A 21,448-nucleotide genomic window follows, 5' to 3' on the forward strand; every position below is an offset into this window, starting at 1 on the left:
ATATGAAAATTTCAGTTATTGAAGGCGATATTACAACGTTGAATGTTGATGCTATTGTTAATGCCGCTAATGTAAGTTTATGTGGCGGCGGTGGCGTTGATGGTGCAATACATCGAGCAGCCGGACCAGAACTTTTAGAGCACTGTAGGACATTGGGCGGGTGCGAAACGGGTCTAGCGAAGATCACCAAAGGCTATCAACTTCCGGCTCGTTACATTATTCATACGGTTGGTCCAGTCTGGTACGGTGGTATGAAGAACGAACCCGAATTGCTTGCGTCTTGTTATCGAGAAAGCATCAGGTTAGCAATTGAGTACAAGCTCACTAGCTTAGCATTTCCTGCAATAAGTTGTGGTTCATATCGATTTCCGACTGAGCAAGCGTGTAAAATAGCAATTAGGGAAGTTAAAGATGCTCTAGAACGTGAGTCATACAATATAGACGTTTACTTTGTCGCGTTTGATAAAAAGGTTTTTCGGCAACTAAATCAGATTTTAAAGCAATAAGTCCGTCAACTAGTTTTAGCCAACTCGCACCTGGGAAGTGATTGCAGTAGATGGGCACTGGATTTATATTTGAAACAATTCAGAGGGTATACTGGTTTGCTTTGTGATGAACCGAGTAAGCCGTCGAAATTTTGTTACATTGTAATTAATAAAAGAGAAAGCTTACTATTTCCTCCTCATTAATTCATGCAGCGGCCTCATTTTTAGAGGCCGTTCTCTCAATCTATTCGGCTAGTTTGAACACAATAGTGTAATAGGCTTCTGCTTCTACGGACTTTCCGTCTTCAAATTTTGGCGCGAACCGCCAATTTTTTATCGCAGCAACGGCCGCTTCATCAAAAGAGCTTTTATATTCCTTATCGCCTTGAAACTCTATTAACTTGAAATTTTTAGCAAAACCATTCGTATCCACTAAAAAGCTATATCGCAATTCAGCCTTCTCTTTATTCCTTACAGCTTTGTTCGGATATTGCGGGTTAACAATGTATAACGCTTCTATATCTTTTCCATCGTCCCATTCGCGTTCTCGACCTATCTTTTGACACAATCGATTGGCCAACTCATTTTCTCCTTGTTGAATATATGCGTTAAGTAGAAAGGACTCAGCAATCTGTGATTGCTTTTGATACTCAGGAATCAAGCTAAACTGCTCTACAGACTCAGAGAGTAATTTCGAGGCGGTCTCATGGTTTTCTTTCGCTAAATAGTACTTACCCAACATGAAATTGGTCATAGCAATTTTCGGATTATTCGTCTCTTTATAGTGTTCCGCAGCATGGACAAAATATTTCCGAGCCCTGTCTAAATCACCAAAATAAAACTCATTTCCAAGCAATAACATCAAGTCGGCTTTAGAGCTCTTATCCTCTTTCGTATTTAGCAATTCTTGAGCAATGCCACTAGCCTTGTTCATTTTCTTTGAACGAACGTAGTATCTAACAAGTTCTACACCTGTATCTACAAAGTAATCTGAACCTCGATCAAGCTCATAAACTCTAAGTAATACCTCTTCCTTTTCTTTTTGATTGAAATTATCTCCCATAGCTTGAATATATAAAAAACCTACCGCACTGATAGTTTCTTTCTTTGCATTTAATTTCAGTGCCAATTCATACGCGTCCTTTGCGTTATTGACAACATCTTGTGTCATCCTCTTCTTTGACTTAATGTGAGCATTTACCTTCTCGTAGAGCGCGTTGAGTTGACTTTGCTGGTCACTCTCATTGTAAGCCTTTTCTACTTCCGGTTCCTGAAGTGCAGTTACTTGTCCGATGGAAAGGATCACCGAGAATATGGCGATAATATTTTTCATTAGTTCACATCCTAGTTTAAAAAGTGTCTAGTTTTCTTTGTTTTTTTGATAGCTACATAATGAATTCGTAAAACAGCCCTACTACTCAAGGGTTAGTACGGCCTAGCGTTAAAAACTTACACCATTTATAATAAAAGCCTCCATCAAACAATCGAAAGTACTCTAGCCTTATTTGTCCGTCGAATGAGCTTTACGTGCAAAAAAATGGAGCCTATTAGAAAGAACAAGAAGCAAGCGACACTACTTTCAGGACCTCCCGCTCCTCCAGTGATGAAGTCGTTTCCGGTAGGAGATAACTCAACTATCGACGCTTGAATATCGATTTCAATGCCCGTAAGAGGGATATTAAATCCCGTACCAATAAGCCAGTTCCACCCAGCATGCCATCCCATTGCAACCCATACCGTGTTACTCAGTAAAACTAAGTAACAGGCGAATATAGAAAACATAAAGGAATTAATATTGGTATACCATGGATTTTCCGGTGATAAGTGTAAAAAAGTAAATAGCGTTGCTGAAGCCAGCATTCCAAGCGCTATACTATGCCTTCGAGTTACTGAAGAAAAAAGCCAACCTCGAAACAGTAACTCTTCAACTCCTGATTGAATTATAAAGCAAAACAGTAATAGTGTTATCGCCCCGATATTTTGCCAACTCTCAAAACCACTAAACCAATTACCCAACTCGTAGCCACCCATTACCGCGATGCTCAGAACAACCCATAAACTACTTAATATACCAACGAGTAGGCCCCACGAAATATGAGACAAAGACCTGTCGCGATTCAGACCTACAGAATCACGACTTCGTCGTTCAACCCATCTAACCCAACTCAAGACTAAGATCCCGACAAGAGGGAAAGCGCTCAGTAAGAAGGCAACAAAACCCTGAATTCCGATAAAATCGCCGTCTGCAGTCATCAGATTTAAAGACGGTAAAAGGATTTCAGCGGGCAACATCGCGACGATGATAAGGAATAAGCCAACAACAGGTCCGAGAAATATCCCAGGCACCCAACCATAGGCTTTCTCATTATTAAAAAGATAGTTAGTCGTTAATTTTGAGGTTCGCACATCCATAAGCATTACTGATTGTCTCTCTTAGTTAAAGATATGACTTTGCCTGTATTAAATGGTGATTTATATCAAAATCTTGCTACTTAGATTTCGAGTGGAAATAGAGTTATGGACTCAATTGAACAGTTTTCTTCCAAGCCTTTTAATCATTCTTCGGTGGAAGCTATAGCGGCTCAAAATCCTTATTCTGAAATTTTCTATCGTCTTTGGTACAGCCCACAACAGCAAGTAACTTATCATCAAGAGAACTTCCATACTTTTAGCTACTATCTGCTCGGAGGAGAAAACAGTTTCCGCAAAGGCAACCGCTCACAAATAGGGGGACCAGGTAAAATATGCATTATGCCTCAAGGCAGTTACTCTACTTGGAGCGTAAAGAAAGAACTAAAGTTTGTGCATGTCTATTTAAATGTAAAGGAAATTGGCTTTTGGCTAGAGCGTTTGTTTGAAATTGATGCAAGAAACTTTGAGCTGCAAGAAACTATTTATGATGACAACGAAAAAATGCAATTATGCTTCAAAAGATTAGTCTTTGATCAAGAATTAAATTATTCGATTTTCAAGGAGCAATGGCTGGTCCGTTTTATAGAAGTTATTTACGACTCTTACAATGCTCAAAGAGACAAGAAATTAGTCTATAAAGGGGGACTTACTCGAAAACAAAAGTCGAAACTAAAAAATTACATTAATGAAAATATTGGCGAAAAGTTAAGCTTATCAAAGTTAGCTAACGAAATTAACATGAGTACTTTTCATTTTTCTAGAGAATTTATGAAGTCGTTCGGATTACCTCCCGCTCAATATATTCAGAAACTCAAAATGGATAGAGCATTAACGTTACTCAAATCTCCCGCTACTCTTAGTCAAATCAGCGCATCACTGGGCTACAGTCATCAAAGTCATTTTACCCAGCAGTTTAAAAAGACTTATTTAACAACGCCTGCTTATTTTCGTAATGCAATCAATTAAATACGCTTTAGTTCGAATATCCCCAAGGCGCTTTGGGAATAGTCACTTCTTTTTTTAAATCAAAGTCGACACGAAACTCTCGCCCTTCACGTATTAATCGATAGCTCATGACGTCTGGATAGATAAAAATTTGCCAAATATTGGTGTTCGATTGGGGGAGACCTTGTTGTACAAACATCTCTATCGTTGGTGCATCAGCAGGAAATGATTGCACTTCTGGCCAACCCGACTGCTGTGTGTGACCGCCATACATGGTGAGCTTGTCGGAGTGACCATCGGAGTGGCGATGATCATGTTTTAACGACAATCCCGATCCCGTCTTACTAATGATCCAAGTTCTGGACGCATCCTCACCGACATGAAAAGGAATCCATAATTTATTAGGTTCACAGCGTCGAATATGAGCGACTAATTCTTTATTAGCAAACGAATCACTGTTGCTATTGTCGATAACGACTTTACCTGCAAAAGCCTTCCCGCAAAGAGCAGTAAGATTATTAAAAAAGGCGTCTTGCGCTTGAGTTGATAACAACGGGGGCTCTTTAGCAGCCAACGAAACCGAAAAGCTGCCAAGTACAGCTATAAGACAGGTAAAATAGATTCGTAATAGGCTACCGAAAGAAAGGTTTATCTTTCGAGGTTTTAACGTGAAGTTATTTAAAGTTTTCAACTAAAGACTCCGAGGTCATGCAGCTTGGTAAAATGTATATCCTTTCTATCATTAAAAAAGCCCGTACACAAATCTACGAATGACGGTTGCGCCAACATTGAAACCAAATCATAGAAAAATACAAAGCATACAATAGCAGCAACAGTGGCCTTAACAATTCTCGACTCGAAGTATGGGGTAAGTTGAACCAAGCCACACACAGTATTAATAATAACGTACCGGATACTGCCGACGACCAACACGACACTGTTCGCCACCTTGGACTAGAGCAATCCATTCTAATCATAACGTTAATGTCCTTATTTTTTCTTAAACTCACTTACCATGCCATGGTCAATTTCTATATGGCAGCATGCAATTAATTTTTCTTTTAGTTGCAACCGACCTCTGGCCGCTCGACTTTTAATGGCCGAAATACTAACCCCTTCTTCACGCGCTAAATTAGCATAAGTTGTGCCTCGAAGATCTGCCATCAGTGCATCTCGATACTTTGGGGCTAAAGATTCTATAAATGGCAACATACATTCAGCGAATACTTGATGAATGGCACTTTCATCCTCCACAGGAAGTGAGGATAAATCACTTTCCAATTCACGAGCGCGCGCTCGATAAAAGTCAGCCAGCATAGTTTTTGCAACGGTTAAAACCCAGGCCATTAAATTTTCAATACGACGACCTTCATCCAGCGTCGTTAGCGCTTTTATGAATATATCTTGAACCAAATCATCAACACTCGCCTGGTCTGGTAAGCGACGAATTAAATACTGTCTCAAGGCCTTCTCCATCTCCAAGAAGGCCTGATCCATATTCGAATGATTAATGTTAGCCGTTTTCATTACTTCTCTACTTTCTTTATCACTCAGCTAAGAGCAGCAGTTGTCTTTTCTTGCAAATAAACGACAGTTGTTAGAGTTGCTCTTGTATGAATCGATATTCTTAGAACTAAGTTCTTGTTCAACATACCCATCAGAGCTTATAGCATTCAAGTCTTCTGAAGTGTCAACCCCATAGTCGTCAGCCTGTGATTTAGTAAAAAAATATTCCCAAGCAACACCCTGCGGATCTTTACTCCATGCCTTATCACTTTTAGCGTAACAGCAAGTGGTATTGCTTTGTTCGAAGATATCGCCACTGCGGCGAGCTCGCTCTTGTAACTCTTGCCAGTCATCATCATTATCGGCTTGCACACCTAAATGGCTGATTCCAAATGTTTTGCCACGAGAAGAAATGGCAAAGTTCACGGCTGGGTTCTCGAGTAGCCACTGAGCATAGTCAGATTTTTCTTTCGTGGGTGGTTGCCCAAATAGCTGGCTGTAGTAGTCAATATTGTGCGTTAAATTTTCTACTGTTAAATGTACATGAAAACGTCTCATCAGGTTATCTCCAACAATATTAAATGGTCGTTATTATTAAAGACGGGGTTAACCGGTGATGGTCGCAAATTTTTTCTCGACTTTTTTGCTCCACGTTTTTGTTCCGACTTTATCCTCCACATAGGTACTTCTTCAATTACAATATCTTTTCTGCTGTGCAACATCCTTTTGACGCCGCTGAGCTCCGGTTTTTCTCATCGCAATTTGATCTAATGAATTAAAAAATTAGATCGAGTTCATTATCTAAAACTTAATTTCGGTAAAAATTATCAACTCTGAGAAGCCAGCTTGACTTTTCACAGCTGCTCGTAAAAACTATGACAGCGCTGTCAATTTACTGTCATAAACAGGGACTCGACAAAAATTGCACGTGGTACAGCCTAAAAACTCTCTACCTAAAGCTCAGGACAGCTTCGTGGTTAGGTAGAACGCTCGTAGCTAAAAGTTTCGCGAGCTTTCGAATCTAGTACGAAGAGGTCTTTGAAAAATCTTGTTTTTTCGAAGCGGGTAAACTCGGCCTTAAAAAAGATTCGAATCGCTCTTGTTTAAATACATTACTTGGGAATAAAACAATGAACAGATTCGGAAAGTTTTCCTTACTTGGCGGTTCTTTGTTACTTGCTCAAACAGTATTCGCTTACGACTGTTCCAACTTATCAACTTGGGATAGCTCGGCTGTTTATACTGGTGGAGATCAAGTGCAGCATGCCAGCGAGGCATATCAAGCCAACTGGTGGAACCAAAATCGCAATCCAGCTGACTTTTCTGGTCAGTGGCAAGAGTGGTCGTCACTCGGCAGTTGTGACGGTGGTGGTGATAATCGCGCTCCCATTGCAGACGCCAATGGACCTTACTCAGGCTTAGTCAACACGGCCATCGCATTTAGCAGTGCTGGCTCATCCGATCCAGACGGCAATATTGCCAGTTATCAGTGGGATTTCGGCGATGGCGCGTCCAGCAGTCAAGCCAACCCTTCTCATATCTATTCACAAGCGGGGGATTACAGCGTTACGCTCACCGTGGTCGATAATCAGGGCGCCTCTAACCTTGCTACTGCGGTTGCTAGCGTAACTAGCGATGACAATGGCGGTACTTGTAACCTTCCTCAATACATGGCCGGAACTCAATACAGTGCAGGCGATCAAGTTCGAAATGTGGGTAGAAAATACCGCTGCGATATTGCCGGTTGGTGCTCTTCATCTTCCGCTTGGGCTTATGAGCCTGGGGTTGGATCGGCATGGCAGCAAGCTTGGACAGACACTGGCAGTTGCGATGGTGGAGACAATCAAGCCCCGATTGCTAATGCAAATGGTCCCTACAGTGCGGGAGTTAACCAAAGCTTCAACTTTTCTAGCGCCGGTTCAAGCGACAGTGACGGGACGATCGTCGAGTACAACTGGTCATTTGGTGATGGAAACTCAAGTACTGAAGCCAATCCGTCTCATAGTTTTGCAAACTCAGGAAGCTACTCTGTCACCTTAACCGTTACCGATGATCAGGGAGCAACGGGTCGTTCAAACACGACGGCAGAAGTAACAGGAAGCGGTGAAAATCAAGCACCGGTTGCTATGGCCAATGGCCCTTACTTTGGCATAACCGGTTCTAACATTTCTTTTACCAGTCGTGGCTCCAATGATCCCGATGGATCTATTAGCGCCTATCTCTGGAACTTTGGTGACGGCGCGAGCAGTACAGACGCTGAACCAAGCCACAGCTACGCGAGTGCCGGTCGGTATGATGTCTCACTGACCGTAACCGATAATCAAGGCGCCACCAACACCGCAACAACCAGCGTTACCGTCAACGATGATTCTGGAAACAGTGGTTCAAAAGTTGTTGGATACTTCACAAACTGGGGCGTGTATGGCCGTAACTATCATGTTAAAAACATTCACACCAGTGGCTCAGCGAGCAAACTCACTCACATCGTCTATGCCTTCGGGAATGTTCAAAATGGTCAATGCACCATTGGTGATGCTTATGCAGACTACGACAAATTCTATGGTGCAGCAGACAGCGTCGACGGCGTAGCAGATACTTGGGATAGTGGCGCGTTACGAGGCAACTTCGGACAACTTCGACGTCTGAAAGCCATGTATCCGAATATCAAGATAGTTTGGTCTTTCGGTGGCTGGACTTGGTCTGGAGGTTTCGGACAAGCAGCAGCAAACCCTCAAGCCTTTGCAAACTCCTGCTACGACTTAGTTTTTGATCCACGTTGGGCCGATGTTTTTGATGGTATCGACATCGATTGGGAATACCCTAATGAATGCGGCCTAACTTGTGACACCAGTGGTTTCAATGGCTATCGAGACCTGATGAAAGCACTGCGAGAGCGCTTCGGTAACGATAAGTTAGTCACCTCGGCCATTGGTGCAGGCGAAGCTAAACTGAACGCGGCAAATTACGGTGGCGCGGCGCAGTACCTCGACTTCTATATGATCATGACTTACGACTTTTTCGGTGCTTGGGCAGCACAAGGCCCTACCGCCCCACACTCTCCACTGTATAGCTTCGATGGCATTCCAACCGCTGGCTTCTTTACCGACAACGGTATTCAAGTACTTCGAAGCAAAGGCGTTCCTGCTGATAAGATCCTTCTTGGTATCGGCTTTTACGGACGTGGTTGGACAGGCGTTACTCAAAGCACTCCTGGCGGTTCAGCCACCGGGCCAGCACCAGGGACTTACGAGCAAGGCATCGAAGATTATAAGGTGCTCAAAACAAGCTGTCCTGCTACCGGTACCATCGCGGGAACGGCTTATGCCTATTGTGGAAACAATTGGTGGAGCTATGACACCCCAGCCACCATCAATGGAAAAATGAATTACTTAAAACAGCAAGGTTTAGGTGGTGCATTTTTCTGGGAGCTAAGCGGTGATACAACCAATGGCGAACTGATAAACGCCATCGATCAAGGCTTACAGTAGTCCTCTACAGAGAGCATTAAACTAAAACTTGGCGATGGTGGCCTTTGGTCACTGTCGCCTTCTTCCACAATAGCGAATATTTCCTCAGTTAAGTTCCCATGCTAAGGGTCTGAAAAACCTGAAAACTCAGGATAACGCTATCTCCAGAATGTTCGCACTCTAAGGAGGTTTTCATGAAAAACTGTTTTATACGACGCTGTCTTACTTACGCCACACGCCTTTCTCTAGCAGGGTTTTGTCTGGCTAGTTATGCCTATAACTGTGATCAACTTAGCCCGTGGCAAAATGATCAAATTTACAACGGTGGCGATGAAGCCACTCAAAATGGCATTGCGTACCGAGCCAACTGGTGGACACAAAACCAATCACCCGACTCCCATTCAGGACCATGGCAAGAATGGTCATCATTAGGATCCTGTGATGGTGATAATGGCAACCAGAATCCAATTGCTAACCCAAATGGCCCTTACCAAGCTGAGTTGGGAGAGAGTATAACCTTCAGTAGCGCTGGCTCTAGTGATGCCGATGGGCAAATAACCGAATTCTTTTGGAATTTTGGAGACGGCCAAACGAGCAATGCGGCTAACCCCACGCATCAATATGCCGAGGCAGGACTTTTTAACGCTACCCTTACCATCACTGATGATCAAGGCGCACAGGTTTCGGCCGCTACGCAAGTAACCATTACCGACGGTAACGGTGGCGGTGAATGCAACTTACCTACCTATAACGCTGGTAATCAGTACGCCACCGATGATCGAGTTAGCCATCAAGGGCGCGCCTATTTGTGTTTGGTTGGTGGCTGGTGTTCATCGGATCAAACCTGGGCTTATGAACCCGGCAAAGGCCTATATTGGCAACATGCTTGGCAAGATCAAGGTGCCTGCGGTGACGGTAATAATCAATCACCCATCGCTAATGCTAATGGTCCTTATACTGGCACCATTAATTCGAGCATTGTGTTTTCGAGTCGTGGTTCCAGCGATTCCGATGGCACGATTGATCAGTTTCGTTGGAACTTCGGTGACGGTAGTGAAAGCACTCTAGCGAATCCGACGCATCAATACTCTTCAGCGGGTCAATACACTGCAACCTTAACGGTGACCGACAATCTTGGTGCAGAAAATACCACATCGACCAGGGTTACGATTCAATCGGACGATGGCCCATCGACACCTCTACCACATCGATTACTGATCGGCTATTGGCATAACTTTGACAACGGCTCAGGGTATATTCCGATTGCTCAAGTAGACGATGCCTGGGATTTTATAAACGTTTCTTTTGCAGAAAATAAGCCAGGTGGCAGTGAAGGCGAAGTCGCTTTTAGTCCTTTCGGTGAGTCTGAAGCTGCATTTAAAAGTGGGGTTCAGTCGCTACAAAATAAAGGCAAGAAAGTTCTTATCTCCCTTGGTGGTGCCAATGCGCATATTCAATTGAACACCGCAGCCTCAAGAGATAACTTTGTTCGAACGATGGGCGAAATCATCGCCACTTATGGATTCGATGGAATGGATATCGATTTAGAAGGCGGATCATTATTTATGAATGCCGGCGACACCATCGCTAATCCACAAACACCTGCCATCGTTAATTTAATCGCGGCCACTCGGTCATTAAAAGCCCGCTTTGGTGACAGCTTTATTCTCACCATGGCGCCAGAAACTGCCTATGTTCAAGGTGGTTTGGATAATTTCGGAGGAATCTGGGGAGCTTATTTACCTTTAATTCATGCTCTCCGAACGGATCTAACCGTGTTGCATGTTCAGCATTACAACACTGGCTCGCTAACGGGTACCGATGGCAATATTTATAACGCTGGAACCGCTGATTTTCATGTGGCCATGAGTGATATGTTATTGACCGGTTTTGCCGCTGCTGGCAATGCAAATAACTACTTTCCACCACTGCGACAAGATCAAATTGCTTTTGGCTTACCGTCTAGCACGCAATCGGCTAGCAGTGGCTACACTGCACCAGCCGTCGCTCAGCAAGCATTGGACTGTCTGATCAAAGGCACTAACTGTGGCAATTACCAACCATCGCAAGCGTATCCGCACTTTCGGGGATTAATGACTTGGTCGATTAACTGGGATGTTTTTCGGCAACGCGAATTTTCAACGCCACATCGGCAATATCTAAACCAAAACCCTTAACTTTATGACAAACGCTCTTGTTATCTTCACAGTCAGATAATAAGAGCGCCCCTTAGGAGATCGTTATGAAAAAAATAACCACACTTTTGAGCGGATGCAGCCTACTTTTGCTTGGCACTTCCGCGCTCGACTTATATTCCCATGGCTATGTTAAGTCACCAGAATCTCGCTCATATTTATGTCACCTTCGTACGAATACTAATTGCGGCGCAATACAGTGGGAACCCCAAAGTGTTGAAGGCTTGGATCGTTTTCCTGGATCGGGTCCAGCCGATGGCACGATTGCGGCGGCTGGCTTGCCACAATTTTCCGAACTCAACCAACAAACTTCCACGCGGTGGGTAAAACGCAGCGCTCAATCTGGAAACTTTTCGTTTACTTGGCGATTCACAGCCAATCATGCGTCTAGAGATTTTCGATATTTCATCACTCGTTCTGGCTGGGATCAGAATCAGCCACTAACCAGAGCCAGCTTCGATCTCACTCCCTTTTGTAGCGTTTCAGGAAACAACCAACGACCACCAGCAGAGCTTACTCATAACTGTGTCTTGCCGTCACGCAGTGGTTACCATGTGGTGCTTGCCGTATGGGATGTTGCAGATACCGTTAATTCTTTTTATCAAGCTATCGACTTAGCGTTTGGTGGTGTCGAGCCACCTCGCTGGCAAGATATCGGAGACATCAACCCCACCATGGATTTAAATCCAGGTGACAAAGTACGCACGAGAGTATTCGACAGCAATGGTGAACGAACCGAATTTCGAACAGAAATTGCCATCTCATCTGCCGCTGACGGCGCGCGTAACACTTGGCCGAAAAATTTAGCCGACGCGATTAATCGTGAGCAAAATGAACTAAGAGCAGGAATCTTAGACAGTCAAGGCAACATAGTTCCAACGGAAGGAAAGAATGATGTTTTTACCGGAAACGACAGCTCTTTGGTTCGTGTAGAGATTGAAATAGAACAAACACAAGTAGATCCCGAATATCGAGTAGATGCATTGCAAAGCGCATATTCAATAGTTGACGGCGTTGCCAACGTAAACTTTACGTTAATTTCCAATAGTCCATTTGACATTCAAGCCAACTTACTCGACGCACAACAGCGAATAATAGCGACTCAACAACAATCCGTTGACGGAGAAATGGCTTTTAACCTAACCGTTACCAATGCCGTCGCGGGTAATTATCAATTGCAAATTATTGCGCAAGATAGCCAAGGTTCAACCTCCGAGCAAAACTTTGACTTATCATTAACCTCATCACCCAATGGAGGTTATGACTATGTTTATCCTGACGGATTAAGCAATTACGATGCAGGCACCCAGGTTCTCGCTAAAGACGGAAAAATCTATCAGTGCAAGCCATTTCCCTACAGCGGTTGGTGCAGTATTTATTCTCCGAGTAACAATGCTTACGAACCCGGAGCAGGTGCTTACTGGCAAGATGCTTGGGATTTGCTGTCACAGTAACTTTCATTCAATAAACACATGCAACAAAAAAGGACCATGCTTTTATGCGTGGTCCTTCTCCAAATGCTTCATGCTATTCACATAACGCTCGGTTGATTTAATTACTGACGTTCTTTTTCAAAAATCAAAATAAAGCGATCGGTTTTACGTCGCAATTCTTTTGCAAAAACAGAAGTATCGTATTTATCGCTCGAATTACTTAGAATATCTGACTCCAAAAGCAATTTAAACCCTCTCGCTTGAATGTCTTGTTTGGCGAACTCTTTATCAATACGGTGCAACTCTTTGGCATCTTGAATGCCCCGATCAGCGGCGCTGTTATGATCAATAATGAGTAACTTACCACCCGGTTTTAAAGCCCGATACAATTGTGGGAAAGCAGTATCGACATTCATATCCCAGCCAGTATCTTTAAAATGCATATCATGATAACCAAGGACTAAAAATACACTGTCGAACTTCTCAGTACCGAGCTGTAAGTCGTCGACCTCAGTCAACAATCTGGTGACATTAGGTAGTCGCTCACCATTAAATCGTTTTGTTAGCTGTTCTTTCACATAGGGCATATACGCTTGATTGTTATGCAAAACAACGTTGCCCTGTTGCCCCACTACTGTGGCAAGAAGTTCACTGTAGTATCCACCACCCCCTAAGAAATCGAGCACACTGTCTCCGGATTGAACGCCCACCAACTCTATGACTTCTTGGGGTTTGCTCGTCGCGTCTCGTAATTTATCTTCAACCGACCGGCCTGCAAAATCTTGAGCAGCAACCAACAACGAACTTCCAGCCGCTGCGAAGGCTAGAAATAATGATACGCCAAACTTGTTCATAGTCTTTCCTTGTATAACAATATTTTTAATAACCAAATCATTCTAAAAAATAGCTATTCTAGACTGCGAATTCTAACCACTCTTGACTCTAAAATTTATTGAATTTTAAAAGCAAGTTGTAAGTAGATCTGTCAGCCCAATCATTCTGAGAAGTGAACCGTTGTTTGTCTCTGTCGATTCACTTGCAGTTGTAAAACGTCTGGTCTGGAATAATGACCAGCTGGATCAAAGTTTTGCCTTTCTTTCATTACTTCAGACAGATCAATCGTCGCTAAGGTTAAGCATTCTTTATCAATCACTGGCTCAACTAACCACTCACCATCCGGTGCGGCTATGCAAGAGCCGCCATTCGAGAGAAATTTTTCACTTGAACTTATACGTTCCTTCATTGCCTCTTTTATTTCTCTCGCAAAAGGTAAGTCATCCGCGACATCATCGAGACCAATTAAGCCGCTAACAGACATAACGTATGAACGGGCTTCTTTTGCAATAAACCGAGTAATATCTTTGGTGTTATTGATATTTCCAGGCCAAATGGCGACATGCAATTGCTCTCCTTGGGCATACAATGATTGGCGCGCCATGGGAATCCAGTTTTCCCAACAATTGAGTCCGCCAACGGTGAAGTCGCCGACACTGTGAACTCGTAAACCATGACCATCTCCCGGTGCCCATGCCAAACGCTCTTCATAGGTTGGCATCAGTTTTCGATGAGACGATTGAATGACCCCCTGATGATCAATGAAAACCATGGTGCAATACACACTCATGCCGCGCTGACGGGTTTTCTCAATACAGCCAACATAAGCCGAAATTTTATTTTTCGCGCAGGCGTCTTGAATCATCGTTAAATCACCACGCTCGATATCGACCGCTTGTTCGACATAATAAGCGTATAGTCGCTTTTGTTTCTCTGAGTTAAATTCAGCACCATTGATTAAATCTAACCAATATGGGTATCCGGGTAAAAGTGCTTCACCAAACGCGATCAGTTGCGCCCCTTCACGAGCGGCTTCCGTTAAATAGTTAGCCATTTTGGCTAACGTTGCCTCACGATTTAACCACACTGGACTGATCTGTCCCATCGCGATCGTTAGCTTGTGATTCATAGTTTCTCCTTTGATCCCGTGGTCATGAGTTTCGAATCTTTAATCTCAAAACACGGATTCTTTGTGCAAACACCTTAAGTTAAACTAGCACGATTGTTCATACTGAGGAACTTGAAATGCAATACGGCCGTTTAGATGCATCTTACCAAGCAGCAGGAGGAGAATCTGGAATTCGTCAACTGGTCAAAGATTTCTACGATAATATGGAACAACTTCCGTCAGCAAAACGAATAAGAGACATGCACAATGCCGATCTGTCTGAGTCTCGCGATAAACTGTATCGATTTTTAGTCGGATGGATGGGCGGCCCTCGATTGTTTCAAGCAACCTATGGCCCCATCAATATTCCCGGTGCTCACAGGCATCTTAGTTTAGTGCAAGAAGATGCCGATGCTTGGCTAAACTGTATGAACAGAGCTATTGACAGTCAGCCTTATCACGAATCCTTCAAAGATTATTTAAAAGAACAATTTAAAATTCCAGCTCAAAGAATTATGGCCGTCAACCAACAAGCAACTGTTTGATCCGGATCAGTACCGCGTTTTTCCATTTCGTTATGCTCAACATTAACAAGTGTTTGGTTAATGTAAATTCAGAGGTGTGCGATGGAAATTTGGAAGGAGTTACTCGGAACGTGGGTCGGCCAACTCAGCCTTGGTGTGATTATTTTTACTATTATTATGATGGCTTATTTTGCTCGAATGTTTATTAAAAAGACCTTAGAAGCCGAGAAAGAGCAAAAGAAGCACAACAAAACTGAACACCAAGGTCACGCCTAACTACTAGACTTGTTAGCAAAGTTACTAAACTAGTGAGTAAGTCCTAAACTGGTGACTAAAGTAGTTAGCGAGAAAATTCTCGCCGTTGGATGCGCTTATCTTTTAATTCGATAATACACGCGAACTGACGACCCCAAAAAGGGAGTTCACTTGGTTGATAGTGTTTAACTTGAATGTCGTTGCTCACACTTGGAATCTCTGTGACAGGTGATTCAAGCATCGACCTTTGCTGAGCGAGAATGACTAAATCGTCTTCGAAGGTTCCAACCGCTGCTTCGTCACAAAATTCGGTTACTTGTTGCTCGAGTAAATGATTAGAATACATCCAAGCACACAATACCGCGACCAACGCGGTGCCGACTATCAAACCCAGCTTGCCATTCATAATTCAGTATCCAACTCTTGAACGGCACTGGCTTTGGGTAGAGTAACCAAAGATGAAATGAGTAAGCCGGCGACTAATGAAATACCCACCAAGGTCATATTAAAAGCGGTGTCTAAGCCCCGCACCACATCATGCTCAACAAGCGCCGTCAGGCTTTTAAAACCAACTGAACCGGGTACCAAAATAATAAAACCAGGAACCACGAGAGTAGCCCCCGGAACTTCAGTAAAGCGTGACACTAAATTGGCACAGCTTCCGACCGCAATGGCACCCAAAAACGCCGTCATTGCATTGTTAAAATAGATACCAGAATACTTAGTTGCAGCGAAAGCAACGAAGCCTCCCGCGATTACCCAAATAGCGTCCCTAAAGCGAGCTTGAAATAGAATAAATAACGCCACCGATCCCATTAAAACCGCGGTCCACTCAGTCCAATCAGGAAGAGGGATCACTTTATGGTTCATCGCAACGTCTTTAAGTGAAAATACATCGGCAATATGGTTTCCGATAACCATCCCAAAGGCCATCAAAATAAACACCGTACCAGCGCCAAAGAGTCGCGCGGTACCTGACATTAGGTTTTGTGTTGCCAACTCTGCCATCGCGATCGTTAACGTTAGGCCTGGCAATAAAATGATTAACCCAGAGACCACCGAAATATAAACTTCGGTACCCGGCAAAAAATGCGCCGTTGCGTAGGCGACCAGGGTAGACAAAAGAGCAGCCGTTGCAGGCAGCAGATGAGCCAACAGGGAGACTCGCGCAGAAACAATGGTTAATAGCCCTAATGCCAGTCCTGCCGAGGTTGCTCCGATCATTTCATTCAAACCACCGCCAAACAATCGAGCCACTGAAGCAGAGACCATCGCGAAAGCAATCACCACCACCCACATCGGATAGGCTGGGCGAGCTTTATTGATCTGCTGCAATTCATCCGCTCCATCAGCGGTTGAAAGTTCTCCTTTCATCACTCGATGAGCCACGTCACTTACCCGTCGAAGTTTCTCTAAATGGACCTCACCGGGTGCGACCCTAATAACAAAGGTTTGAACATGATCCTTTTTACGCATAAGTGACATGGTGATACTCGTGGGCAGTGATAAACACTGGAGGCCGTATCCGAGTTGACGCGCACAGGCCGATAACGTAGTTTCAAGCTCGTAAGCGGGTACACCATAGGTATGCAAGGCTTTCGCAAGTCGCAAAATAAACCCGACCGGCTTATGTCGATCCGGGGCATTGGGGACGGCGTCTAATGACCGTTCATCTACAGAAGCTTGTGGCATCTGTGCCATGAAGAAACTCCAGAATTAGTAATCCGTCTGACGAATCGTCAGTTTAAACGTGTGTTGGCGTTATTGCAGGTTTTTTTATAACCATAATGAGTTAAACTAATAATAGGATATTAAAACTAACTCTTTGAATGAATTTCAAATTTTCTTTAAACCAGTATCGAATTCAAACCGCCCAAATAGTTCCCATTTTACTATTTGTGTGCCTGCTATTGACGATCACAGGGGTTAAAGCGAACGACTACCTAGAAAAGCTTAGTTTTAATCATATAAATAGCAGTGACGGGCTCCCGCAAAATACCGTGAGCGCCATGTTACAAGATCAACATGGCTTTTTATGGATAGGGACGCATGATGGTCTGCATAAATACGATGGCTATGAGTTTACTTCGTACAAGTATGACTCAAAGAATTCAAACTCTCTTTCAAGTAATGTTATTACCGCATTACTTGAAGATTCAAACGGAATGTTATGGGTCGGTACCGCCCAAGGGGGGCTTAATCGACTCGATCCGAAAACTGGCATAGCCACTCGATTTACTGCATCGGCAAGCGATTTTAGCAGTTTAAGTCACAATCAAGTGACATCGTTGCACTTAGATCAACAAAAGCGCTTATGGATCGGTACTTTTAATGGATTAAATCTCTATCAACCAGACACTAAGAATTTCGTTCACTTTTATCATAATCCTCTCGATGGCCAATCGATACCCAATGGCAGTGTCTCAGCCATTACCAGTGATGGTAAAGAAGGCTTGTTTGTCGCTACCACCGATATGCTCAGCTGGTTCGATACAGAGCAATTAGCCTTTCACCGCTTTGATAAACAAGACTCGCCAACACGAATCAATGCTTTATACCTTGATGAAGACAACAGCTTGTGGATCGGAACTCAGTTAGACGGTCTTTATCACTTGATCAACAACAACTATGATTTTCGACAGTTTGCTCATAGCCGCAATAACTCACGCTCACTAAGCTCAAATAACGTGCAAACCATCATGCGCGATTCGAAAGGTAATCTGTGGGTGGGCACAGAACAAGGCGGGTTAAATTTAAAACCACGGGCCAGCAATGAGTTCTACCATTTTCAGCGCAATGCAGCCGATAACCACAGCTTATCCATTAATGATGTTTGGACATTACTGGAAGACCAATCGGGACAAATATGGATTGGAACCGCGGGTGGCGGATTAAACAAGACCACGCCGTACTTTCAAAACTTTTCGCGTTTACAACATTCACCTTTTGACAGTAATAGTCTTTCGCACAACTTCGTTTGGAATATCGCACAAGACGGAGAAGGTATTTTATGGATAGCGACCTTAAATGGAATCGATCGCTACGATCCGACGACTCAAAGCTACCAGCACTATAACGAATTTTATGACCAAGATGGAAAGCAAATTAGTAATCGAATTACAACGATTGCAATTGATCAAGATGGAATCATTTGGTTTGGTAACCAACAAGGTCAAGTGGCCAAATTTAATCCTCAGACCGATCGTAAAAAGGCGCAAGTGTTCGACCGAAGCGGATTTATTCATGGGAGTTTTAGTAATAATCGCATTCGCATGATCACCAGTGATCGAATGAATAATATTTGGGTTGCAACCGACGAAGGTTTAGCTCTGCTGAATCATGAAGATGGCAGTATTATCGAAGACTTTCGTTACGCATCAGTCGGCGAATTAGGAACGTCAGCTGTGTACACCATGTTTCAAGATGATCAAGGTATTATGTGGTTTGGTACATGGGATAGTGGATTACAAAGATACGACCCAGAGTTTCGTCAAACATTAACGTTTAGAAATAACAGCGACAACGATCTAAGCTTAAGTGACGATACCGTTCGATCCATTTACCAAGATAATCAAGGCAACCTATGGATCGGAACCTATAACGGCTTAAACTTATTACGCCACCAAGATAGAATTAATGGGAATTTTGTTTTCTATTCTTTCACTGAAAAAGATGGCTTACCCAATAACTCAGTCTATGGAATTATTGCTGATGACTCAGGCTACTTGTGGTTAAGTACCAATAAAGGCTTGAGCCGCTTTAACCCCGATACTCAAAAATTCAAAAACTTCACTAACATAGATGGATTACCGGCTGACGAGTTTAATGGTAACGCCGTGTTAAAGTCACAAACGGGTTTGTTGTACTTCGGGAGTGTTTCAGGAGTTGCCGTTATTAATCCAAATGGGATTTCTGAAAGCCAATTCAAACCCACAAAAGTGATCACCGAAATTCAAGTTAACGGACGTCAAGTTCTTGAGCCGCAAAAGTGGTACCCCATGACTTCGTTAGAACTCGAACACTTTCAAAATAACCTTCAACTCAAGTTTAGTGCACTCGATCTTCAAACGCCGCAGCGAATTTCTTACGCTTATCGTTTGCTTCCTTATGAAACCGAGTGGCGAAATGTTACTGGAAAAAATACAGCTATATACGGAAATTTAAGTTCTGGAAAATATCAATTTCAATTTAAATCAACCAATAGTGATGAGATTTGGTTTGATGATAGTTACAACCTAGACTTAATCATTCACCCGCCGATCTGGGCAACTTGGTGGGCTTATTCTTTATATTTAGCACTACTCATTTCTGTGATCAGTTTTTACATTTATCGACATGCAAAAAAATTAAAAGAACAGCAAGAAATTAATGAGCACTTGTTAAGAGTTGATAAACTTAAAGATGAGTTCCTAGCTAATACATCTCATGAGTTAAGAACGCCACTCAATGGCATTATTGGTATTGCTGAAAGCTTAAGAGAAGGCATCGCAGGACCATTAAATGACAAAACTCAAGGTCATTTAAATTTAATTATCGATAGTGGTAAGCGACTTGCACATCAAGTTAATGAAATATTGGACTTTAAAAAACTTAGACATCATGGTCTATTGCTGAGTAAAGGTCCGGTCGACTTACGTGTCGCAGCGAAAGTTGTAATCAACTTATTAAAACCGTTAGCCGAAGAAAAGCAACTCCAATTGACTAACTCTTTGCCCCAGTTCTTACCACCGGTATTAGCTGACGAAAATCGCTTACGACAAATTCTATATAATTTGTTAGGAAATGCGATCAAGTATACCGACGAAGGTTTTATTGAACTTACCGCACGAATCGTTGAAGGACGAATTGAGATTTGTGTCAAAGATAGTGGAATTGGAATTGCATCCGACAAACTAAAAGTTATCTTTAAACCTTTTGAGCAGTTGGAATACGCTGGTAAAAGTTTAAAAAGTGGTACCGGGTTAGGTTTAGCGGTTACGCGACAGTTAATCGAATTACATGATGGTCAAATTTGGGTTAAGTCAAAAGAAAAATTAGGTTCGTCCTTTTTCTTCACGCTACCTATTTGTGATGAACAAGATGCTATTGGATCCAAGCCCATTATGGCTGAACCCAGTATAATGACTCCTGCTCTAAAACCTATGAAGCCAGCATTGATTGAGCAACCAAGTCCATCACAACAACAAGCACATATCTTGATTGTTGATGATGATGCTCTTAATCGACAAGTATTGAGCGACTTTTTGACCATGCACAATTATCGAGTCAGCGAAGCCATTGACGGCCAAGAAGCGGTGGAATGCATTCAGAAAGAACAGTTCGATTTGGTGATTCTTGATGTGATGATGCCACGCATGTCAGGATTTGAAGCCACTGAAAAAATCAGACAATCTTTTTCTTTGCTAGAGCTGCCAATTTTATTGCTCTCAGCGAAAAATCAGCCAGAAGATATAAATACCGGGCTTTCGATTGGAGCGAACGATTATATTAGCAAACCCATCGATCGCAGCATTTTAATGGCGCGTGTCTCAAACCTTTTGTTGCTGCGCCGAGTGTTTCATGCCCAAGAAGAAAGCCTACGTCTAAAAGCCATGGAGCAAACTTGCGATCAATTAGGTCGGTATTTTCCAAGGCAATTGGTTGAAAGAATCGTTGATGGAAAAGATTTCAAAGATATTCAACCAGAGCGTCGCTGTATTTCAGTACTGTTTGCAGACTTGGTAGGATTTACCGAATTCTCAGATCGCTTTGAACCTGAAACCGTCACGGATGTATTAAACGAATTTCTATCAACCATGAGTCGCATAATTTCGCAACACAATGGCTTGCTTAATGAAGTTCTTGGTGATGGTTTGGTTGTATTATTTGGCGCTCTTGAGCACTTAGATAAAGAATCACAAGCCATTCAAGCCGCTCAGCTTGCTATTGAAATGCAAGAAAGTATTAAACAGCTCGCTGAAAAGTGGCGTGCAACAGGCTTAGATCAATCGCTTCAATTACGCATAGGCATTCATCAATCTTACGTAACACTCGGAAACTTCGGTTCAGATGAAATGATTGTCTTTCGGGCGGTGGGCTCTGGAGTTAATTTAGCCGCAAGAATCCAATCCTTGTGTGAGCCGGGAGATGTACTGGTTAGCTATCCTATTTTTGCCCAAGCAGAATCTCAGTTCGACTTCGATCTAGTTGATGAATTTAACTTCAAGGGCTTTAACCACAGCCATCGAATTTACAAAATGCGTTAGTGTTGACACGAGACAATCATCGAACGGGGTTAAATTAAG

At 43.0% G+C, this 21,448-nt stretch carries 17 protein-coding genes; 8 read left to right on the forward strand and 9 right to left on the reverse strand.

The features are described 5' to 3' along the window. Positions 1–2 precede the first annotated feature (2 nt). Positions 3–506: an O-acetyl-ADP-ribose deacetylase gene (locus Q9312_RS11860; RefSeq protein ID WP_309201065.1), complete on the forward strand. Its 504-nt coding sequence runs from the start codon at positions 3–5 to the stop codon at positions 504–506. A gap of 223 nt (positions 507–729) precedes the next feature. Here the strand turns inward: Q9312_RS11860 and Q9312_RS11865 are convergent, their stop codons facing one another. Together Q9312_RS11865 and Q9312_RS11870 are read right to left on the reverse strand one after the other, a co-directional pair. After that, entirely contained in the window at positions 730–1,818 is a 1,089-nt protein-coding gene (locus Q9312_RS11865; RefSeq protein ID WP_309201066.1) for a TonB family protein, read from the reverse strand. A gap of 143 nt (positions 1,819–1,961) precedes the next feature. Continuing rightward, positions 1,962–2,897, reverse strand: coding sequence for a CPBP family intramembrane glutamic endopeptidase (locus Q9312_RS11870; protein ID WP_309201067.1), 936 nt, complete (start codon positions 2,895–2,897; stop codon positions 1,962–1,964). A gap of 105 nt (positions 2,898–3,002) precedes the next feature. Here Q9312_RS11870 and Q9312_RS11875 point away from each other — a divergent pair, with 105 nt between their 5' ends. Continuing rightward, a complete protein-coding gene (locus tag Q9312_RS11875; RefSeq protein WP_309201068.1) occupies positions 3,003–3,863 on the forward strand; it encodes a helix-turn-helix domain-containing protein in 861 nt (286 codons plus the stop codon). Between the two features lie 7 nt (positions 3,864–3,870). Here Q9312_RS11875 and Q9312_RS11880 read toward each other — a convergent pair whose 3' ends face one another. The 3 genes from Q9312_RS11880 to Q9312_RS11890 form a co-directional block, all read right to left on the reverse strand. Continuing rightward, the gene (locus Q9312_RS11880) at positions 3,871–4,395 is read right to left on the reverse strand and encodes a hypothetical protein (RefSeq protein ID WP_309201069.1); all 525 of its coding nucleotides are present in this window, start codon (positions 4,393–4,395) and stop codon (positions 3,871–3,873) included. 437 nt (positions 4,396–4,832) lie between these two features. After that, complete coding sequence (locus tag Q9312_RS11885) at positions 4,833–5,369, reverse strand: sigma-70 family RNA polymerase sigma factor (protein ID WP_309201070.1); 537 nt, start codon at positions 5,367–5,369, stop codon at positions 4,833–4,835. Between the two features lie 27 nt (positions 5,370–5,396). Beyond that, on the reverse strand, positions 5,397–5,906 hold the full coding sequence (locus Q9312_RS11890; RefSeq protein ID WP_309201071.1) for an ArsI/CadI family heavy metal resistance metalloenzyme: 510 nt from the start codon (positions 5,904–5,906) through the stop codon (positions 5,397–5,399). A 572-nt stretch (positions 5,907–6,478) separates the two neighbouring features. Between Q9312_RS11890 and Q9312_RS11895 the strand changes: the two genes are divergently transcribed. The 3 genes from Q9312_RS11895 to gbpA all read left to right on the forward strand — a co-directional run bounded on the left by Q9312_RS11895 (position 6,479) and on the right by gbpA (position 12,464). Next, positions 6,479–8,836 (forward strand): glycosyl hydrolase family 18 protein, encoded by a 2,358-nt coding sequence (locus Q9312_RS11895; protein WP_309201072.1) that lies wholly within the window; start codon positions 6,479–6,481, stop codon positions 8,834–8,836. A 173-nt stretch (positions 8,837–9,009) separates the two neighbouring features. Continuing rightward, on the forward strand, positions 9,010–10,992 hold the full coding sequence (locus Q9312_RS11900; protein WP_309201073.1) for a PKD domain-containing protein: 1,983 nt from the start codon (positions 9,010–9,012) through the stop codon (positions 10,990–10,992). Between the two features lie 65 nt (positions 10,993–11,057). Further along, positions 11,058–12,464: an N-acetylglucosamine-binding protein GbpA gene (gbpA, locus tag Q9312_RS11905; RefSeq protein WP_309201074.1), complete on the forward strand. Its 1,407-nt coding sequence runs from the start codon at positions 11,058–11,060 to the stop codon at positions 12,462–12,464. Between the two features lie 101 nt (positions 12,465–12,565). Here the strand turns inward: gbpA and Q9312_RS11910 are convergent, their stop codons facing one another. Both Q9312_RS11910 and Q9312_RS11915 read right to left on the reverse strand, forming a co-directional pair. Beyond that, the gene (locus Q9312_RS11910; protein WP_309201075.1) at positions 12,566–13,297 is read right to left on the reverse strand and encodes a class I SAM-dependent methyltransferase; all 732 of its coding nucleotides are present in this window, start codon (positions 13,295–13,297) and stop codon (positions 12,566–12,568) included. Positions 13,298–13,437: 140 nt separating this feature from the next. Further along, a complete protein-coding gene (locus Q9312_RS11915) occupies positions 13,438–14,406 on the reverse strand; it encodes a carbon-nitrogen hydrolase family protein (protein ID WP_309201076.1) in 969 nt (322 codons plus the stop codon). A 116-nt stretch (positions 14,407–14,522) separates the two neighbouring features. Between Q9312_RS11915 and Q9312_RS11920 the strand changes: the two genes are divergently transcribed. Both Q9312_RS11920 and Q9312_RS11925 read left to right on the forward strand, forming a co-directional pair. Next, complete coding sequence (locus Q9312_RS11920; RefSeq protein WP_309201077.1) at positions 14,523–14,930, forward strand: group II truncated hemoglobin; 408 nt, start codon at positions 14,523–14,525, stop codon at positions 14,928–14,930. Positions 14,931–15,011: 81 nt separating this feature from the next. Then, complete coding sequence (locus tag Q9312_RS11925) at positions 15,012–15,185, forward strand: DUF3149 domain-containing protein (protein WP_309201078.1); 174 nt, start codon at positions 15,012–15,014, stop codon at positions 15,183–15,185. Between the two features lie 64 nt (positions 15,186–15,249). On the opposite strand, the gene Q9312_RS11930 is transcribed toward Q9312_RS11925, so the two are convergent. Continuing rightward, positions 15,250–15,570: a hypothetical protein gene (locus tag Q9312_RS11930; RefSeq protein WP_309201079.1), complete on the reverse strand. Its 321-nt coding sequence runs from the start codon at positions 15,568–15,570 to the stop codon at positions 15,250–15,252. Beyond that, positions 15,567–16,865 (reverse strand): threonine/serine exporter family protein, encoded by a 1,299-nt coding sequence (locus tag Q9312_RS11935; RefSeq protein WP_309201080.1) that lies wholly within the window; start codon positions 16,863–16,865, stop codon positions 15,567–15,569. The genes Q9312_RS11930 and Q9312_RS11935 overlap by 4 nt, the downstream gene beginning before the upstream one ends. A gap of 128 nt (positions 16,866–16,993) precedes the next feature. Between Q9312_RS11935 and Q9312_RS11940 the strand changes: the two genes are divergently transcribed. Next, positions 16,994–21,409 (forward strand): two-component regulator propeller domain-containing protein, encoded by a 4,416-nt coding sequence (locus Q9312_RS11940; protein WP_309201081.1) that lies wholly within the window; start codon positions 16,994–16,996, stop codon positions 21,407–21,409. The last annotated feature ends 39 nt before the right edge of the window (positions 21,410–21,448 follow it).

The organism is Pleionea litopenaei (assembly GCF_031198435.1).
GTDB lineage: Bacteria > Pseudomonadota > Gammaproteobacteria > Enterobacterales > Kangiellaceae > Pleionea > Pleionea litopenaei.

Excerpts from the sequence above, each read along its gene's own strand:
- Q9312_RS11900 (WP_309201073.1), top strand. The coding sequence starts at position 9,010 with ATGAAAAACTGTTTTATACGACGCTGTCTTACTTACGCCACACGCCTT.
- Q9312_RS11885 (WP_309201070.1), bottom strand. The coding sequence starts at position 5,369 with ATGAAAACGGCTAACATTAATCATTCGAATATGGATCAGGCCTTCTTG.
- Q9312_RS11920 (WP_309201077.1), top strand. The coding sequence starts at position 14,523 with ATGCAATACGGCCGTTTAGATGCATCTTACCAAGCAGCAGGAGGAGAA.
- Q9312_RS11890 (WP_309201071.1), bottom strand. The coding sequence starts at position 5,906 with ATGAGACGTTTTCATGTACATTTAACAGTAGAAAATTTAACGCACAAT.
- gbpA (WP_309201074.1), top strand. The coding sequence starts at position 11,058 with ATGAAAAAAATAACCACACTTTTGAGCGGATGCAGCCTACTTTTGCTT.
- Q9312_RS11935 (WP_309201080.1), bottom strand. The coding sequence starts at position 16,865 with ATGGCACAGATGCCACAAGCTTCTGTAGATGAACGGTCATTAGACGCC.
- Q9312_RS11940 (WP_309201081.1), top strand. The coding sequence starts at position 16,994 with ATGAATTTCAAATTTTCTTTAAACCAGTATCGAATTCAAACCGCCCAA.
- Q9312_RS11895 (WP_309201072.1), top strand. The coding sequence starts at position 6,479 with ATGAACAGATTCGGAAAGTTTTCCTTACTTGGCGGTTCTTTGTTACTT.
- Q9312_RS11930 (WP_309201079.1), bottom strand. The coding sequence starts at position 15,570 with ATGAATGGCAAGCTGGGTTTGATAGTCGGCACCGCGTTGGTCGCGGTA.
- Q9312_RS11910 (WP_309201075.1), bottom strand. The coding sequence starts at position 13,297 with ATGAACAAGTTTGGCGTATCATTATTTCTAGCCTTCGCAGCGGCTGGA.
- Q9312_RS11860 (WP_309201065.1), top strand. The coding sequence starts at position 3 with ATGAAAATTTCAGTTATTGAAGGCGATATTACAACGTTGAATGTTGAT.
- Q9312_RS11915 (WP_309201076.1), bottom strand. The coding sequence starts at position 14,406 with ATGAATCACAAGCTAACGATCGCGATGGGACAGATCAGTCCAGTGTGG.
- Q9312_RS11870 (WP_309201067.1), bottom strand. The coding sequence starts at position 2,897 with ATGGATGTGCGAACCTCAAAATTAACGACTAACTATCTTTTTAATAAT.
- Q9312_RS11875 (WP_309201068.1), top strand. The coding sequence starts at position 3,003 with ATGGACTCAATTGAACAGTTTTCTTCCAAGCCTTTTAATCATTCTTCG.
- Q9312_RS11865 (WP_309201066.1), bottom strand. The coding sequence starts at position 1,818 with ATGAAAAATATTATCGCCATATTCTCGGTGATCCTTTCCATCGGACAA.
- Q9312_RS11925 (WP_309201078.1), top strand. The coding sequence starts at position 15,012 with ATGGAAATTTGGAAGGAGTTACTCGGAACGTGGGTCGGCCAACTCAGC.